We start from the raw sequence: 18,508 nt of genomic DNA on the forward strand, positions 1-18,508 counted from the left end.
TCATATTATCTGAAAAGGGGGTCCCTCTTCGACGCCGATCGGGGGTCCCTTTTGAACGCCGTTTGACAGGGTACGCCTCACCGGTCACAAGCAACCGATGTTCGTTCGCCAGCCGGCTGACTGGCCGCTTGATGATCCCGGAGACCTTCTCGATTGCTTCATAGAGGTGTTCGACGAAAAATTGGACACGCCGCACCTCGTCGCGATCACCGCCTTGCTGAGTACGCAAGTCCCAGATCGCTGCCGAACAAACACCTAACGTTTCACTCGCCTCATCGAGAGCCCTTACCCACGGATCAAATGGAACTGGATCGGCTGGGCTGATCGACGCCGTCCGGATCAAACTGCTGATCGCCCGAAATCGAACATCCAGGTCCGCAGCTTGCGTCGCGGCGGGGCCACTTGCCAGAATCCTCGCAACGCTATCGGTCGTGCGATGCCGCGCCTCGTCGAGTTCATCAGCGAGGCGCGTCAAACTCTCAATGAAGGCAGGATCACGAGCGATCGCGAGCAGCCCGCGGCGGATCGGGAGTTCAATGTTGAGTTCGGGTGTGTAGCGCGTACCCAGCGCCTTGCGAGTGATCGCGAAGCGCGTTTGAAACCAGTCGGGCGTGAAATGCAGCAGATCGAACCAATAGTGCCGTCGACCCGCGTACTGCGGCTCATTTCGAGAGAAGCGCTCGATGAGCTGGGTCTCATCCCAAAGCTCAATCGTAACGACACGCGGAAGGATTGCGTCGGCGCGAGCTTGCACCCAGCGGTTCCAGCGATCCCTTTCGGAAATCCGATTGCCCACTCGCCCGTCCGATAGGTTGAAGGGTAAGCCGACAATGAAGCGCCCAAGCTGGGGGTGGCGTGCGATCGCTTGGCTTAGCGATTCGGTGAGCTGCGACGCTTCGCTGCTGCCGAACTCGAAGAAATACTTCGCCTGCCAGCCAGTCTCCGATCCATCTGCCTCGACGCGGTAGCATTCGAGGCCAGCGTCAGCCCCAGCGCCCTTACGGTGGAATGGCGCGTCAGGAGCGGTTTCTAACGCGGCGAGTTGACAAATCGCCTCCTCAAAACCGCTATGCTGGCTTCCGTGATGTGGTCGGATGGTGCGAAAATCGATCGTAGGAGACGGCATGGTCGCTCTGATTTTGGAGGTCGCGCCATGCGCGTGTAGATGCATTTTCCGATAGCTTATGCGCAGAGTCGATCCTACCGCGCACTATGGTGCGCGAGCGCGATGTGAATGGTGATTGCCCGGTGATTACCATGCCCGAAACTGAAGGGAAAAATTCCATATTTTCCTATTATAATTCAAGTCGATATACCGGTTCTCGCTCTGAGGTCTGGTACTTCCGGTACCGACGGAAAAGCGTCGGGTAAAAGGAAGGAGGGGGCTGCCCTCCCTCATTCCTGATGGCGCCACGTCCGGTCGCAGACAGCGAACGGAAATCCGCCGCTAAACCACGACCGGCGAGGGGGCATGGCCAGCGGATCCGAAGACCCGCAGATAGCGCTCGATCTCGGCGGGATCGCCGGTCGCCTTGGCGGGATTGTCGGACAGCTTCACCGCCGGACGTCCGTTCGCGCTTGTGACCTTGCAGACGAGGGAAATCGGCTCCAGCCCTTCGTCACCGTCGGGATCGCAGCCGCGAAAATCATTGGTGAGGTTGGTGCCCCAGCCGAAGCTTGTCCGCACACGCCCGTTGAAGTGCCTGTATGTCGCCTCGATCGTATCGACATCCATGCCGTCGGAGAAGATCAGCAGCCTGGTGCGCGGATCGACGCCCTGATCCTGCCACCAGCGGATGATCTGCTCGCCGCCTTCGATGGGCGGGGCGCTGTCGGGGCGGAAGCCGGTCCAGTCCGCAAGCCAGCCGGGCGCATCGCGCAGAAAGGCGGTGGTGCCGAAGGCGTCGGGCAGGGCTATAAGCAGATTGCCGTTATAATGCCGTCGCCACGCCTCCAGCACCTGATAGGGCGCGCGGGCGAGCGATGCATCGTCCCCGGCCAGCGCGGCGGTGACCATGGGCAATTCATGCGCGTTGGTGCCGATGGCCTCCAGATCGCTGTCCATGGCAAGGAGGACGTTAGACGTGCCGATGAAGCGGTCGCTCAACCCTTCCTTCAGCGCCTCGACACACCAGCGCTGCCACAGGAAGCCGTGCCGCCGCCGGGTGCCGAAGTCCGAGAGGACGAGATCGGGCAGCAGCTTCAGCCGCTCCACCTTCTCCCACAGCCTGGTCTTGGCGCGCGCATAGAGGATGTCGAGCGCGAACCTGCCCTTGTTGCGCATGGCCGCGCGCGATTTCAGTTCGTTGAGGATGGCGAGCGCGGGAATCTCCCACATGGTCGTGTGCGTCCATGGACCCTCGAAGCAGAGTTCATACTGACCGTCCACCTTGCGCAGCCGATAGTCGGGCAGGCGGAAATCGGCGAGCCAGGCAATGAATTCCGGGCTGAACATCTGCTGCCGCCCATAGAAGCTGTTGCCGGTCAGCCATATCAGCTCCTTTTTGGCGAAGCGGACCTCCCGCGCATGGTCGAGCTGGGCGCGCAGCTCCTCCTCGTCGATGATGTCGGCGAGACGGACCGAGCGGGTGCGGTTGATGACGGAGAATGTCGCCTCCACATCCGGATGAATGTGCCGGATCATCTGGAGCATGAGGAGCTTGTAGAAATCCGTGTCGAGCAGGCTGCGGACGATAGGGTCGAGCCGGAAATTATGGTTGTAGGTGCGTGTCGCGATGTCAGTGACGGTCATGCTGCGATCCTCCGTGCCATGCGGGTTCGGCCACGTCGCGCCGGCGGGCAGCTTCCCTCCGTCATGCAATCCTGTCGAGCAGATCGTCCAGCGAAGGATCAGGCGGGGGCACCGCATAGCCCGCCTCCAGCACCCATCCCGTGACTTGCCGCCTGGTGCTGAGGCTGAGGCTGCTCCGCAGCCGCTCCTGCAGGCCCTGGATGATCGCCATCTTGCGCTCGCGCAGCTTGATGAGTTCACCGGCGGGGAAGCTCATCGCTTCGCGAAGTCCCGTCACTGAGGAGATGTTGCCGAGGTTGCGGCGGGCAGAGTAGACGATGTGGGACACCACCTCCCTGCGGCCGGTGAAGCCGCTTTCCTGAACGAGGCTCAGGCGATGGAGGGCATAGAGGCCAATCACGGCCGATACGAGGAAGAAGAATTCCCAGTGCGTGAACATGACGCCGAGTTCGGCCGCGCCCTCAGGGCTGGTCCATCGCACGGCAAGGGTGAGCTTGCGCGCGGCGAAGAAGTCGCTGGCCCAGCCGCCGATGATGGGCGCCATGCCGGCGGCGATTGCGCCGATAATGGCGTTGGAGGCGAGATAGCCGGTCGCCGCGCCGCCGGGGCTGAGCTTCAGCACGATATTGCCGGAAGCCAGCCCCACGCCCGCCGCCGCCGCGCCCATGATGATGTGCAGCATGACGAGATAGGCGGACCGGGCTGTCATGCCGTCCACATCGCTGGCAAAGGCCATGGCGACGATGGAGAAGATGAACAGTGGCGTGGCCACGCTCAGCACCGACTTGTTGGAGAAATGATCGCTCAGGCGGCCCCATCCCCGGATGACGGCGAGGTTCGCGATCTGGCTGATGAAGCTGAAGATCAGCACGAACCCCATGCCGAAGCCGAGTTCGCGCACGAAATAGACGGTGAAGAACGGCGTTGCGAGGTTCACGGCGAATTGCCAGCTTGCAAGATAGCGCAGCATCTGCCGGAAGTTCCTGTCGCGCAGCGGCCCGGTCAGCAACCGCCGGATCGGCACATCGTCACTGCCGGGGGGCATACGTGGCTCCGGCACGCGGGCGAGCGCGACCGTGCTGACGAGACCGCAAGCGAAGCCGAAAAGGTAGAGGCCGCAGAAGATGCTGTTGCCGAAAGCCCGGTCCGTCCCAGCCTGCTGGAGCGCGTAGGCTCCGACAATAGTAGCGACCGCGCTAACCGCCGTGCCGAACAGGGTCCGCCGGGCAAAGAAACGCCCAAGCTCCTCCTCCGGCACGAGGTCGCGCATCCAGCTGTTCCAGCTACACGCACCCACCGCGTTGAGGCCGTAGTGCAACAGGGCCGCCGCCATCAGGGATGCGGCGGCGACATTACGGTCGGGGATGAACGGCACGACGGCGTAGATGGGCAGGGCGAGCCGCGCGAGAAAAACACTGATGACGGAGATGCGGCGGCGCGTGCGCAACCGCTCCACCAGCGAAACTGCGGGTGCCTGCAAGATCTGGGTGAACAGGGGGATGGCGGCCAATATGCCGATCTGGACCGTACTCACGCCGACATGCAGCGCGAGCGCAAGGAGCACCACGCCGCTGTTAAGGGCGCCTATGGCGGTGGCGAAGGAGGCGTCGACCAGCAAGGCCCTCAGGCCCTGCTGTACCTCCCGTTCGGACACCTCATCCTGCGGTTCCAGCACGCGTGACGTCCATCTGGCTCGTGAAAGGTCCGGCTCACAACGCGCGAGACGGAAAAGGGAGCCGGATCAATATCATGCGTCGGCAACGACGGTCGTTCCGGCGCGCGCGCCGGTGGCTGCGGGCTGGCGGTCGGCATCCCAGCGCTGCTTCAGGCGGCGATAGGTAGCAAGCGCCTGACCGGCCACCTGATCCATGTTATAATAGCGATAGGTCGCCAGCCGGCCGACAAAGCTCACATCGGGCTGGGCGAGCGCCAGCGCTTCGTAGCGCTTGAACAGCGCCTGGTTCTCGGCGCGTGGAATGGGATAGTAGGGATCGCCCTCACCGCTCGGATATTCATAGGTGATGCTGGTGCGCGGCGCGGTCTGGCCGGTCAAATGCTTATATTCGGTAATGCGGGTGTGCGGAACGTCCTCTGACGGATAGTTCACCACGGCCACGGGCTGAAATTGTTCCTGATCCACCGTTTCGTGCCGGAAGTGCAGGGAGCGGTAGGGAAGCTTGCCGTAGCAATAGCCGAAATATTCGTCGATGGGTCCCGTGAAGACGAGGTGCTGATGCGGATAGGCCTGCCGCACTTCGGTAAAATCGACGCCGAGCAGCAGGTCGATGTTCGGATGGTCGAGCATCCGTTCGAACATATGGGTGAAGCCGTCTCTCGGCATGGCCTGGTAGGTGTCGGTGAAATAACGGTCGTCGGTGTTGGTTCGCGTCGGCACGCGTGAGGTCACCGACTTGTCCAGTTCCGACGGGTCCATTCCCCATTGCTTGCGGGTGTAACCCTGGAAGAAAGTCTCGTAGAGTTCGCGTCCCACCGCCGAGATGACGACATCCTCCGACGTGCGGACGATATCCACGGGCTCTGCGCGGGAGGCCAGGAAGGCGGCGGCCTCCTCCTCCGTCCGCAGATCAAGATGGTAGAGGCTGTTCACCGTCGTGCGGTTGATTGGCATCGGTACCAGGCGGTCGCCGACAGCCGCGAGCACGCGGTGCTCATAGCCACGCCATTCGGTGAACTGCGAGAGATACTCGAAGATGTCGGCCGAATTGGTGTGGAAGATATGGGGGCCATATTGGTGGATGAGGATGCCGGCATCGTCCAGTCGGTCATAGGCGTTGCCGGCGACGTGCGGCCGCTTGTCCACGACCAGCACCCGCTTGCCCGCGTCGCGTGCGAGCCGTTCCGCCATGATCGCGCCGGCAAAGCCTGCCCCGACGACCATGACGTCATAGGATTGCGGGCGGTCTCCGTCTGCGCCAATAGGCGACACCACGGGATAGACGTGGCTGCTGCGTTGCACCGCTTCGTCAATGAGGTTGCTCATCGCGCATTGCGTGAGATCCCAGCTCTCCCCTGCGAGCCGCGCGTCGACGGCGGCCAGCCAGCCGTTTGTGCGGGAGAGGGTAAGCGCCGCGTCGCAGGCGGCGACGAAAGCGTCCCGCCCGTCCGCGATGCGCACCGCCTCGACATCGCCATAGCCGCGCACGACGTCACGCACCGGGGTAGAGACGACGGGGCAGCCCGCGGCGAGATATTCGGGTGTCTTCGTGGGACTGATGAAGCGTGTCGCCTCGTTGATGGCGAAGGGCATCAGGGCGACGTCCCAGCCGCGTAGATAGTCGGGCAGTTCGGCATAGCCCTTGCCGCCCAGATAATGGAGGTTGGGGCGGCGGGGCAGGTCGGCGTCGCTGATCTTCACCACTGGCCCCACGATGACGATGGACCATTCGGGCCGCGCGTCCGCCAAACCTTCCAGCAGCGCGAGGTCCATCCGTTCGTCCACGACGCCATAAAAACCGAGGCGCGGGGAGGGGAGCTCCGCCTGATCCTCCGGCTCCGGACCAGCGGCGCGGGCGGTCGAGAAGTGGGTGGCGTCGACGCTGGATGGAAAGGCATGGACCGAAGGATGGCGCGCGGCCTTTGCCTCGTAGAGACTGTGCCCGCCGGTGAAGACGAGGTCGCAGCTGTCGAGCAGCCGCTGCTCAAGCGGGAGAAGCTCTGACGGCGCGCCCTTGAAGTTCGCCAGCTCGTCCATGCAGTCATAGACGATGCAGTCCGCCGCCAGATGGTCGGAGAAGGGCAGCATCATCGGCGTATAGTACCAGCAGATGAGCGGTCGCGCCGGATCGCGGGTGATCGCGCCGTCGAGCAGGGCGCGCAATGTTTCCGTCTCCTCATGCCGGCTGAGGCCGGCGGGGAGGTGCGGGGTGAGGATGGTGACGCCGGAACAGTCGCAGACATGGGTGTCCAACGTCGCACTTGGCGCATCGTGGATCGGCTCTTCCCAAACGATGACCTTCCGGTCCCGGGCGAAGCGGCTCATCAGATGTTGCGGCCGCTGATAGACGAAGTTCCAGCGCAGGTGACTGAAGCAGATGAGCGTGCCGCCGCCCTCCGTCGGGCTGTCGGGGTTGATGGCGTCGACGTCGCTTGGAATGCCGCTCATGTCTGGAACCTTGCTGAATGATGAACATCGGCAACACGCCGTTCATCGCTCCGGTTCCTGTACAAACCGGCCCAAGTTCAAAGAGATAACACAAGATATCAAGTCGAGAGCGGAAACCTGATCCATGTCAGTCGTTCTGGCGAAGGTCTGGGAGATATGTACGATGAAGAGGCATCTGGAATTATGGGGTGGGCCGGAGTGCACCATCAACAGGGTTCGGGATACATATCAGGATCAGTTCGAGCGATGCGGCCACTATGATCGGATCGACGATCTGAATCTATTTGCCGACATCGGCATAACGACGATCCGTTATCCTATATTATGGGAATGCATTGCGCCTGATCGGCCCGGACAGCATCTCTGGCAGGGCGTGGATGCGCGGATCGACCGGCTGCGCGCACATGGCATCGACGTCATTGCCGGGCTTGTCCATCACGGCAGCGGTCCCTCCTACACGCATCTCCTCGACGATGACGGTTTCGCGCGGGGTCTCGCTGATTTCGCGGCCCGCGTTGCGGAGCGCTATTCCTGGATCAACCAGTGGACGCCGGTCAATGAGCCGCTCACCACGGCGCGCTTTTCGGCGCTTTATGGCCATTGGTATCCGCATGTCCGCGACGAGGGCGCGTTCTGGCGCGCGCTCCTCAACCAGATCGACGGAACCCGGCTCGCGATGCAGGCCATTCGCAGGGTCAATCCCGCCGCGCGGCTCGTTCAGACGGAGGATCTCGGCCGCACCTTCGCCACTGCCGAGTTGCGCGAGCAGGCTGCGTTCGAGAATATCCGGCGCTGGGCGACATGGGACCTGCTGTTCGGGCGCGTACGGCGCGGTCATCCGCTGTGGCGGCGCATGGCCGCGCACGGGCTGGAGCACAGGCTGGAGGCCATTGCGGCCGATCCCTGTCCGCCAGACATCATCGGCATCAACCATTATCTGACCAGCGAGCGGTTCCTCGACCATCGCATGCAGCGCTATCCCGCCCATGCGCATGGCGGCAATGACGGGCAGCGCTATGCCGATGTCGAGGCGATCCGGGTGCTGGAGCCGCCCCCGCCCGGTCTGAGGGGCGTGATAGAGGAGGCGTGGGACCGCTATGCGACCCCGATCGCGGTCACCGAAGTCCATAATGGCTGCACGCGCGAGGAGCAGCTGCGCTGGCTGGCGGAGGCGTGGGATTGCGCCGAGGATCTGCGCAATGAGGGCGTGGACGTGCGAGCGATCACGCTCTGGTCGCTGCTCGGCAGTAGCGGATGGAACACGCTGCTGACCGCCCCCGGCATCTATGAGCCGGGCATATTCGACGTCAGTAGCGGAACGCCGCGCGCGACCGCTCTCGCAGCGCTCGGCACGGCTCTGGCCACTGGCGCTGCACGGCATCCGCTTGCAGCGCAGCCGGGCTGGTGGCGTCGGCCGATCCGGCTTGAATATCCCGCCGTCCGCCGTCCTGCCCCGGCCGTGCAGCACCGGGCGGACAGTTGCAGGGAGCGTGCGCCCATGGGTCGGCCCCTCCTGATCATGGGCGCGACAGGAACCCTGGGGCAAGCGTTCGCGCGGGCCTGTACGCTCCGCAACATACCGCATGTGCTGACGGCGCGGCACGCGCTCGACATCACCAGCGAGGCCAGCATCGGGGCTGCGCTGGACCGGCACGATCCCTGGGCAGTGGTGAACGCCGCCGGCTGGGTACGGGTCGACGAGGCGGAAAGCCATGCCGCCCGTTGTTTTGCGGCGAACAGCGACGGCCCGGTCCGCCTTGCGCGGATGGCGGAGGAGCGGGGGCTTGCCACCCTCAATGTCTCAAGCGACCTCGTCTTCGGGGGCAAGGCGGAAGGGGCCTATGTCGAAACCGACGCGCCCGACCCGCGCAACGTCTATGGCGAGAGCAAGGCGCGCATGGAGGAGGGACTTCTCGCCCTGGCGGGGACGCATCTCATCGTTCGCACCGCAGCCTTCTTCTCTCCCCATGACGAGTTCAACTTTGCCGTCGCGGTCGCTCGCGCCCTGACGGCGGGGCAGCCGTTCGAGGCCGCGGCGGACCAGCGGATCACGCCGACCTATGTGCCGCATCTCGTCAGGGTCGCGCTCGACCTCCTGATCGACGGTGAGCAGGGCCTCTGGCACCTCACCAATGAGACGGAGCTATCATGGGCAGAGTTCGCGGAAGCCGTCGCGGACAGCCTGAACCTGCCCCGGCATCTGATCCGCGCCGTGCCGGGCGCCCGCCTGAACCAAATGGCGCCACGCCCCTCCCGCGTACCGCTCGCGACGGGGCGCGGGGCGCACCTGCCGTCTCTTGCGGATGCCCTCGGCGAGTTTGCGCGGCATGAGAAGAGGCAGCAAGCGGTGCGCGAGCTTGCATGACATGCAAACGGCCATGGATCCGAAGACCCATGGCCGCCGAACATTCAGCCGTCTTACATCCAGCCGTCGAGATCGTCGGGGATGTTGCTCAGCGTACCCTTGCCGGTGATGGCGTTCAGATCGAACGGCTGCGCCTCCAGGAAAAATTCCAGCTGGTCACGCGATGTCACAAGCGAATTGATCACGCGGACTTTCAGGCCTTTGAAGTTCGGGCCGTCGATGCGCAGCGCCTTCAGCGTGACTTTCGATCCATGCGGTATCTTCACGAAGCGCGGATAGTTCAGCAGGCGAAAGTCCGGCTGAACGATCTCAAGCTCGACGTCGATCGGGCCAGCATTCGCGATCTCCATCTCGCCTGAGTTTCCGATCAGAAACTCTGACGGCGAATATTTGGTGAACGACATCTTCAGGACCGCGTTCATCACCGTTTGAACATTCTCGCGCGTGCCGAAGAAAGTGTCGCGGAAGAGGCCGACCGTACGACGCTTTTCCAGCGCATCCTTGAAGGCCGCTTCATCCTCTCCCTGCGTCAGGAACAGGGTGGCGACGCGGTGATCCATCCCCGCCGCCTCCTGCTCCAACGCGGTCCCGAGATGAGCGTCCGTAGTCGCCGCGATATAGAGGTTATATTTCAGGGCCACGTCCATCGCGCTGGGGTGGATGAAATCGCTTTGCGCAACCTCAATCCCCGACAGCAGACCCTCTGAAAACATCCGTTCGAGGAACGGCGTCACCACTGCCTCACCAGGGGAGGAGGAGGGGATGGTCGGATGATTCCACTGGCAGATGGCGCCCTGCCGCTTCGCTTCGCGGAACCGTGCTTCCAGATCTTTCTCGTCCGCGCTGGTCCGGTTCCAGTCGACCCGGAGCTGCCCGCCCGTCTGCTTGAAGGTGCTGTAATGGACTTTCCCCGGGTTCAGCGCATTTGCATCCTTGAGGAAGTGACAATTGAAATGCCCGATCGCGCGCGTGATCTCCGACCCGAGCGAGAGTTTCATGCCGCCGAGGCCAAGCATGCCCGAAGAGATGAACGCGCGGCCGATTTCATAGCTGCGGTTCTTGTTGGTGCCGGTGTCGCGGATCTTTGGCGTGATGATGTCATGTTCCGTGAAGGACACGAACTTAAGCCCGTCATGCGCCGCTTCTGCGAGGCGAAGCGTCGGCCAGGCCGAGCCGTCCGAGAATACGGTGTGCAGGTGCAGGTCGCCGGCGAAAATATGATGTCCGTCCTTCGTATCGGGGAAGATCAGACGCGCGGGCGACGGCGGCCGCTGATCGGATTGCGTCACGAACTCGGCGGAAGCTTCTCCGGCGGTGAACAGCCCTGCGAGCATAGCGAGAGCGGAAACCATTGCGCGGAAGTTTCTATGCTTAACCATAAGATCTCCTGATGAAGGTGGTGTTTGATGAATGGGCTTTGATATCGGTCGTGAAATCAGATTCACCGCACCCACATTGCGCTGGGTTCAGAACTTGTATCCAAGCGTGATGCCATAGGTGCGCGGGGCCGCCGGGAGGTCGGTGCTGGTCGTGGCGGAGTTGAATCGGGAGAGCGGATAGTATGTGTCGGTCAGGTTGCGGACCCAGGCCGTGGCGGAGATATTGTTCTGATACCGTAGTTCTACGCGCGCATTGCCTATGAAGCGCGACTTGGTCACGGCGAAGTTGTCGATGTCGAAATAATATTTGGACAGATACTGACCGTCGGACGCGAGGATGACATCCATCGTATCCGAGGCATGGATGGTATATTCGAAAGCACCGTTCAGGCTAACGCCCGGTGTGAACGGAAGCCGCGCATCCGCACGACGCAGGCGTTCGACGGGATTGGTCGAGATGACCTTCTTGATCTCATTGCCGAGATAGGCGCCGGAGATTTCCAGCTTCAGATCGTCGGTCGGCCTGATGGTCGCGGACAGTTCCGCGCCCCAGCTCTGGGCGTCGCCCGCATTGACACGCGTGCCGCCGGACAGGACGCCCGCGGCAGTGGTGATCTGCGTGACCGCCGTCGTCTGAATATCCTTGTAGTCGTTGAAGAAGATCGCACCTTCAAGCTGAAGGAAGGCACGGCGGGGAAGGATCTTGAAGCCCAGCTCATAGGACCAGACCGTCTCGGCACCGAACGGCGCGGATTCGAGGTCGTTGCTGGGCGTGGTGGCATCGAAGCCACCGCCCTTATACCCGCGCCTGATGGACGCATAGATCGACGAGGAAGGGCCGAAATTCTTGCTGCCGTAGATACGGCCGGACACCTGGGACTTTCGGATGTTACGATCGAACTTATAGGGCAAAAGCGGGAAGATGGCCGGGAGAAGCGATACGCCATAGGGATCGAGGCCCTGCGTCAGGCCATTGAAGTCGACCTTGTCATGCGTGTAGCGGAGGCCGCCGCCGATCTTGAATCCGGAGTCGAACGCCCAGGTTCCATCCCCGAAGACGCCGAAGCTTGTCCGCTTTTGCGTGTAATCGCCCTGGATGATGCCGCGCGTCGTGTCGAGCATCGTAAAGGTCTGGTCGATGCGAACGTCGTCGTGAAATGCCGTCGCGCCCACGATCCAGCTGAACCGCGACGTGTCGTTCTTCTGGAACCGAATCTCGGCATATTCCTGATCGTCTTTGTCGCCGTAGAGGATATTGATCAAACGGATAGGCACCCCGTCCCCATTGTAGATCGCGAGGTGCGAGACATGGCTGTATCCGCCTGTCAGGACGAAGGTGTAATCGTCACCGACGCTCTGCTGCAGACTGCCGGTGATACCATAGCCGGAAACGTTCAGCTTTGTCGGCACGTCCGAATCGACTTCATATCGCGCGTTCGGGGCGAAGCCGTTCTGGGTGACGTTGCGGCTGGGCTGCAATGCCCCGCCGGTCTGCTTCGTACCGTTGACCTTCAGGAATATTTCGGTCCGGTCGGACGGGTTGATCTCTATGATGGCGCGGCCGGCGATGCTTTCGGATCGTGCGACGTCACGGTTCATGCCGGTAACGGGCAGCGGCGGGATGCCGGCAGGCGGCCTGAAGGTCGCGACGGCATTGGCATTGCCGATGTCCGTCATGTAGCCGTCCGTCCTGGTGTATAGCGCGGCGATACGGGCGCTGACGATCGGCGAGATCGGGCCGCCGACCGCGCCCTCCATGCGGGCCGTGCCGAAGGTCGCCAGTTCGGTGCTGACATAGCCGTTCAGCTTGTCGCCCGGACGGCGGGACAGGATGTTGATCGCACCTGCGGTCGAATTCTGTCCATAGAGGGTTCCCTGCGGCCCCTTCAGGATCTCCACCCGCTCGATATCGAAAAATTGGCCGGTCGCGAGGATGGCCGACCCCTGGTAGATGCCGTCGATGTTGAGCGAAGTTGCAGGATTGCCGTTGGGGCGCAAATCGTCAAAGCCAACGCCGCGGATGGTGAAGGTCGGCATGTCACCACCCGACACCTGCACCGTGGCGAGGACGCCGGGCGTCTGGCTCGCCAGGTCGACAAGGCGGTCGGCGCCGCGATTGCGGAGCTGCTCGCCGCCGAAGGCCGACAGGGCGACGGGGACGTCGACCAGGCGCTGCTCGCGACGCTCCGCCGTGACGATGATGTCCCGATCGCCTTCCGCCGCTTCGCTCTCGTCAGCGTCGGGGCGGGACGTGCCGGCGCCGCCGGCGCTCTGCAGGGCGATCGGCATCGCGCGCGGCGACGCCGTGGCCTGCTGCAGAACGACCATGTCGCCGACCAGGCTGGCGGTGTAGCCCGACTTGGCGAGGAGGCGGGCGATGGCATCGGACGCCTTGTACTTGCCCGATATGCCGGCGCTCATATGGGAGCCGACGTCCCCGGACGAGGCGACGACCTGAAGCCCGGTCGTTGCGGAAAACGCCGACAGGGCGGCGGACAGATTTCCGGGCGGAATGGCGAACTGGAAGCTTTTGGCAAAGCTCCCCGCTTCCGCATGCGCTGAACAGGGCGCCGCCGTGGCGGCAATGGCGATGGCGACGTGCAATGCACGGTGAGAAATGTGAGACCCCATGTCGTATCCCCTTGCGAGCACCATCATGTGCTCTCCTTCGAAAGACGCGGGGATCGCCAAAGCCGGACACTGTTTTTTCAGCCCATAGTCTGGCAGGCAGAATTTTCTTATAATGCCTTGTGGAAGCGCAAGATTCCCTGATCGGCCCGTACATCGAAGCCGTTCGCCTTGCCGATGACGGAGAGGAGTGCGGCCGGCCGATCCGTTCGAAAGCGCCCCATGATCGGGATCGCCGCCAGCGCCGCTGGCGGAGCACTGATGACGATCCCGCCCTGCCGGTTCAGAATTTCGACCAGCGTGCCGAGCGTCATGCCGTCAGTATCGATCCATCCTTCCCGCCAGTCGGGACGGGAGGCGTCGAACGGCTTGGGGCGGTCGACGGTGGTGTCGTGGACGAGGCTCTGCCAACCGGCACGCACAGTGACCGCCTGGGGCGACCCGACCGGCTTCAACAGAACCGCTCCGCGCGCCACGGCGAGACTGGTGCTGGCGGATGTTACGTTAAGGTCGAACACCGTCCCAGCACCTGCGCCTCGGCTCGGCCGGCATGGGCGATGAAGGGGCGGCTGGCATCGTGCGCGATGTCGAACCGCGCTTCCCCTGCGATCAGACGGGCGTAGCGGCCCCGGCTCGTTATGGTGACAGTCAGATGGCTTGCGCCGCTGAGTTGCACGAACGACCCGTCTTCCAGCCGGACGTCACGCCGCTCTCCGGGCTTCGTGCTGAACTCCGCGGCCGTATTGACCGGCGACCGAAAGATGGTGAGGCCGGTGATGGCCAGAACGACCGCGCCGAGGCCGCCCGCTATGGCTGCCTTCCGGCTGGCGCGCATCTTGCGGATATCATCATTGGACAGGCGCCCGCCGTCATGGACGCGCGTTAGCGCTTCCTTGAGCGCCAATTCATCGATGGGGGCGTCGCTTCGCGATAGGCTGTCGTCACGCATGGCTAGATCCTGCTCCAACCGGTCAGTTTCCGCTTGGCGAGACCCTGTCTTATGTCGCTGTGCGCACGGAAGACATGCTTTTCCACCGCCGATTGCCGCATGTCTAGGTCGGTGGCGATAACCGCGGGTGGATGATCGTCCAGTCGACGGCGGAGGAAGATTTCCCGTCTGAGCGGCGGCATGTTCTTCAGGATGGCGACGATCGCCTCCACCCGCTCGCGATGAAGCAAGGCCTCATCAATGCGCGGCATGGGGCAGATAAAATCTTCCTCTATGGGGCAAGTGGCAGGCATGCGCGAAAGACGGCGGAAATGATCGTTGATCAGGTTCTGCGCGACAGAAAAACAAAAAGCCTTGAGATTGGCGATCGTGCCGGTCTGCCGGTACCGGTAGATGCGCAGATATGTCTCCTGCACGATATCTTCTTCGTCATTGCCATTGCGCAGTCGCCGGGCGACAAAGCGGGTCAACTCATCGCGGATGTCATCTTCCTGGGCCAGCTCATAGCGAGCTCTGACGGTGGTACGCACGATGCACTCCTCAGAATGCGAAATCTGAAGGGAAATGGCGCGCGCATTTACGCTGCACCGCGGTGCGCCGTTAGACCGGGACCATGACGTCTGAGTGACTACGGTCGCAGACCTGCGATGGATGAAGCCTGATGCGTAGACGGCGGTGCCGACTTGCACATCGCGATCTCGCCCTTTGCCAAGCCCCTTTTTATCAGTGTGCGGACTGGCTGATGAACAGCCCCGCTGAACGCACGGTCGGAGGCACCTTCACGCGCGGAAGGCGGTTCTAAGAGTCATATCATCACGGTATCGAAATAAATTGACCATCACCGATCCACGGATCCTGCCTGATGCCTTGGAGATAGAGAAGGCGGACATCGTGCGCTGGACTTCCGGTTGAAAGCCATTTGGAGCGCTAAGCCATGGCGCGCAAGCTGGGTGCATTACCCGCAGCGCGCAGGCCGTATAGCGCCGCTGCCCTTATCGCTGTTCGACATTTTCGTATGAACCGTGGATCCGGGACCATGCGGCTTCCAGCGTTGAGACCGTCCCATGGTCGGCTGACAAGATGCAAGGACCAATGATGACATCCACATCGCATCTCATTGTCAGAGCGGACGGTCAGGACGCATCCACTTGTTCGGCCTCGTTGCGGGTGGGGTTTCTATCGGAGGGAAGCGGAGACTTTGGCTCCACAGCGATGCCGAGAGCGGAAAGGATCATGGCCCGCACAGCAGTACTCTGGATGACTTCCCTCGAAGCGTCGCTCGCCTCTCCCGGCCGGTGCCAAAGGAGGATGCCGCGGGGCTGGTGATATCCCGTGCCGACGTCGCGCTTGAATCGCTTGATCCCGGCCTCCGCAAAGGAAATCCTCTCCTTCACGCCGCCGCCGGAGGGGCGTTCCACATAATTGTCCATGCCTTCCGGCGGCTGCGCCAATCCGAAATTCAGGGTCCTGTTTACAAGGTTGACCTTGTAACAGAGGCGTCTTCCTCCGGCGAATGTCGCAGCTTCCACCAGCGACGCGAAACGCCCCGCATCCTCCGGCGTGTCGAACTCGAAATTGAAATCCGGGTGCATTGCGAGGTTCGAACGATAATCTCCGCTAAACCCGATTGCCCGGACGAAGGCTGGAACGTCGATGATGCGGGCCTGATCGCCGCCGGAGCGGAAAACGGCTTCCTGTCCCATGCTGCTCGCGACGATCAAGGTTCCATCAGTCCGGGTGATATAGTCAAGCAGATAACCTAGCTGATAATCCGCGACATCCATCGCCCGCTGTATATTCTTCGCCTTCAACCTGTCTTCATCGGAGGTCAAAGTGTATTGGAATTCCTCCGGGAAAGCATGCTTCCAATATCGATGCATCATGCCCGCGACATGATTGGTGAAGAACGTCGTGAACTCCGGTTTGGTCCGATGCAGAAGATGCTTAAAGACATCAAAGGCGATCGGCGCCTGCATGATCGAGCGACGCGACTTGTAAAGTGGATTGATCTTTTCAAGAATGACCTGCCGCGCGAGAGCGAGAACGGTCGACAAAGACAAGCCGATCCGAACCAGGCCGAGCATCAGTGTTGCGAGCTCTCTGCTCGGTTTCACGTCGGAGACGATCCCCCCATCCAGTGCTGTCTGGCGAAGGTTGAGCATCTGGAACGGCCTGCATTCGGGCGGGATCGTGCCCGGCTGCGGCGCGAAAGTGTCGGGGATGTAGAAGGCGTACGCGTCGTCGGGCGGGGGAGGATAGGATTGCAGGCTTGCAAAAACACCGACCCGCTTCCCGGCTTTGGCGGCGGTCTCCCACACAGGCGGGAATTCGCTCGCTCTCGTCAGATCCTGATTAAGGAACTCAATTCCATGGCTGCGATTGTCCACCCCCCGATGCAATGTCGGCCACGTTACCCAGGGATGAAGTTCCCCCACATCTGTCGTAACAGTGGTGTAGGATCTCGACATGCCTAAAATATTCGCGAAGTTCCCATGAGGATTTCTTCCAATGTACCAATCAACAACTTGCCAGGATACCTCATTTAGCTCGTATAGAATGACGGGCGTTCCTGTAACAGGTACATCAAAATTCCCGTCTGTCATGAGACGCGTACCTTCTGCCAAGGTGCATTCATGTTCTTTGTATCAAAAGAAAAACATCTCAGCAATCATTTGTTAAATTTGGTCGCATTTCACTTAATTCCTGCCCTAGCTTGCCGGGAGAGTATGGCTTCGGACGGAAGGAATAACTTTCGATTTCAGGGAGGTTGATGCCAATGCGAACTCCCTCGCCGTTCGGACTGCCGCCTCCCACCCAATCCACAGAACGACGCTTGCCGACATTCCGAATAGCCACATGCCGAACCCACCTTGGGCGGTGACATGCATGATGTCCTCGTAAATCTCGAAGAAGAAGCGGTGCCAGAGAAAGATATGGAGGTTTGCCATGGCGACGATCGTGATGAGCTTGTGCAGGATGGCGGGGACTGCGATGTCCCTTACAAAGAGGAAAATAAGGGTCCCCGCAATGAGGCAGTAGGCAGGTAGTTTGGCGGCCCCGTAAACGAGGAAGCTGCTGGCAATCGCCAGGGCAGCCATCGCGACCCTGTTTCCTTTCGGAGTCCTTGAGGGATCGGCAAAGAAGTAGAAGCACCAGCCGAGGCAAAAATTCCAGAACCGGGAGTAGGGCAGTGTAGGATGGTCCAGACCATCTGAATAGTTGTCCAGATAAAATCGTAGCAACACGGATGCGACAAACAGCAAAACGACGGAATAAGGGAGTAGCTTCCGACCGAAATTCCGGATGAGACCGATGTAGGACAGGATGTAGACGACGATCAGGATCTGCATCATGACCTGCGGATACCAGGTCGGAAACTTGGATATTCGACCGTCCGTGAAGAGGTTTCGGATAAACAATAATTCTAAAACATCGAATTTACGTAAGATGATGAAGAAGAATAAGACCATGAAGAAGCTGGGTAGCAGGATGGATCGCCCGAAGCCGATCAATCGATGCCGCATCTGTGGGAGCGAGGGAGCGTCAAGCACGAACTTCGCAAAAAAATAGCCGGAGAGCGCCATCAGGACGCTCATGCCACCCGAGAAGTTAAATCCCAAAACCTGGTCGATATCGGGGTTGGCATGGTTCAGCGCCACGAGGGATATCGCCGCCGCACGCAGGACGACTCCTGCCTCCATGCGCCGCGTCTTAAACATGGGCGACATGTTTGAGTTCCTCCAGTTCGGCAAGCGAGAGTTGATCCCAGCGCGGGGGGATGAAGCCGAGATATCCTTCCAGTGCGATGCTGGCATTAACGAACGAGAGCGAGTCCGTTGAGATGTCGATAAACCTTGTCTCTCGCCCGATCCTATCTGGGCTCTCCGTGCCAAACTCCTCGAAGATTTCGAAGATGCTGGTGGCCGCGACGTCGAGAAGGAGAATGTCCGCGCAATGGTGCGCAATCCGTCGCGAGGCGAGGCCCAGGAAGGCGGTTAGCTTACGGAGGCTGAACGGTTCGTTGTTGAACCCTTCGAACATCGCCTCGAATGACGGCGCTTTTTCGCGGGATGGCGCGAGACCGTCCATCGCCTTAAAATCATATTTGCCGTTCGACAGGCGCGGCAGGGCTTGGACCTGAACAACGGTGCATGCATGGGGGGGCAGGTGGATCTCGCCCTGCAGAACCTGATCAATGATGGCGAGTTCATCAGTCCGTGCCGTGGTCAGCGTGGTCTGGTGACACGCCTCGAAGAGGAGACCCGGATCGGCAAAGGCGGGACCCTGGCGGCGCAGCTGTCGCGGCTCGACC

12 protein-coding genes and 1 pseudogene are annotated in these 18,508 nt (G+C 61.5%); 1 reads left to right on the forward strand and 12 read right to left on the reverse strand.

Annotation, left to right across the window (positions count from 1 at the left end):
• The 4 genes and pseudogenes from LL253_RS19240 to glf all read right to left on the reverse strand — a co-directional run.
• A pseudogene (locus tag LL253_RS19240) lies at positions 1–1,126 on the reverse strand (hypothetical protein); the annotation flags it as partial.
• 321 nt (positions 1,127–1,447) lie between these two features.
• The gene (gene pncB / locus LL253_RS19245) at positions 1,448–2,752 is read right to left on the reverse strand and encodes a nicotinate phosphoribosyltransferase (RefSeq protein WP_228228166.1); all 1,305 of its coding nucleotides are present in this window, start codon (positions 2,750–2,752) and stop codon (positions 1,448–1,450) included.
• Between the two features lie 61 nt (positions 2,753–2,813).
• Positions 2,814–4,427, reverse strand: a complete 1,614-nt coding sequence (locus tag LL253_RS19250; protein ID WP_051586982.1) for an MFS transporter — start codon at positions 4,425–4,427, stop codon at positions 2,814–2,816.
• Positions 4,428–4,499: 72 nt separating this feature from the next.
• Positions 4,500–6,875, reverse strand: coding sequence for a UDP-galactopyranose mutase (glf, locus tag LL253_RS19255; RefSeq protein WP_228168186.1), 2,376 nt, complete (start codon positions 6,873–6,875; stop codon positions 4,500–4,502).
• Between the two features lie 163 nt (positions 6,876–7,038).
• Here glf and LL253_RS19260 point away from each other — a divergent pair, with 163 nt between their 5' ends.
• A complete protein-coding gene (locus LL253_RS19260) occupies positions 7,039–9,240 on the forward strand; it encodes a family 1 glycosylhydrolase (RefSeq protein WP_036527622.1) in 2,202 nt (733 codons plus the stop codon).
• Between the two features lie 53 nt (positions 9,241–9,293).
• Here the strand turns inward: LL253_RS19260 and LL253_RS19265 are convergent, their stop codons facing one another.
• From LL253_RS19265 to LL253_RS19970, 8 genes are all read right to left on the reverse strand, one after another.
• A complete protein-coding gene (locus LL253_RS19265; RefSeq protein WP_157102589.1) occupies positions 9,294–10,694 on the reverse strand; it encodes a hypothetical protein in 1,401 nt (466 codons plus the stop codon).
• 12 nt (positions 10,695–10,706) lie between these two features.
• Positions 10,707–13,277: a TonB-dependent receptor gene (locus LL253_RS19270; RefSeq protein WP_081799111.1), complete on the reverse strand. Its 2,571-nt coding sequence runs from the start codon at positions 13,275–13,277 to the stop codon at positions 10,707–10,709.
• Positions 13,278–13,357: 80 nt separating this feature from the next.
• A complete protein-coding gene (locus LL253_RS19275; protein WP_155986352.1) occupies positions 13,358–13,765 on the reverse strand; it encodes a FecR family protein in 408 nt (135 codons plus the stop codon).
• On the reverse strand, positions 13,747–14,196 hold the full coding sequence (locus LL253_RS19280; RefSeq protein ID WP_036527613.1) for a FecR domain-containing protein: 450 nt from the start codon (positions 14,194–14,196) through the stop codon (positions 13,747–13,749). Before LL253_RS19280 ends, LL253_RS19275 begins: the two co-directional genes overlap by 19 nt.
• A 2-nt stretch (positions 14,197–14,198) precedes the next feature.
• Entirely contained in the window at positions 14,199–14,726 is a 528-nt protein-coding gene (locus tag LL253_RS19285) for an RNA polymerase sigma factor (protein WP_051586981.1), read from the reverse strand.
• A gap of 603 nt (positions 14,727–15,329) precedes the next feature.
• On the reverse strand, positions 15,330–16,799 hold the full coding sequence (locus tag LL253_RS19290; RefSeq protein WP_228168185.1) for a hypothetical protein: 1,470 nt from the start codon (positions 16,797–16,799) through the stop codon (positions 15,330–15,332).
• Between the two features lie 105 nt (positions 16,800–16,904).
• Complete coding sequence (locus LL253_RS19295) at positions 16,905–17,924, reverse strand: acyltransferase family protein (RefSeq protein WP_036527609.1); 1,020 nt, start codon at positions 17,922–17,924, stop codon at positions 16,905–16,907.
• On the reverse strand, positions 17,908–18,508 hold a 601-nt coding region (locus LL253_RS19970), incomplete at its 5' end, for a hypothetical protein (RefSeq protein WP_323133429.1). The genes LL253_RS19295 and LL253_RS19970, both read right to left, overlap by 17 nt.

Source organism: Sphingobium soli, assembly GCF_020782245.1.
In the GTDB taxonomy this organism is placed as follows: Bacteria; Pseudomonadota; Alphaproteobacteria; order Sphingomonadales; family Sphingomonadaceae; genus Sphingobium; species Sphingobium soli.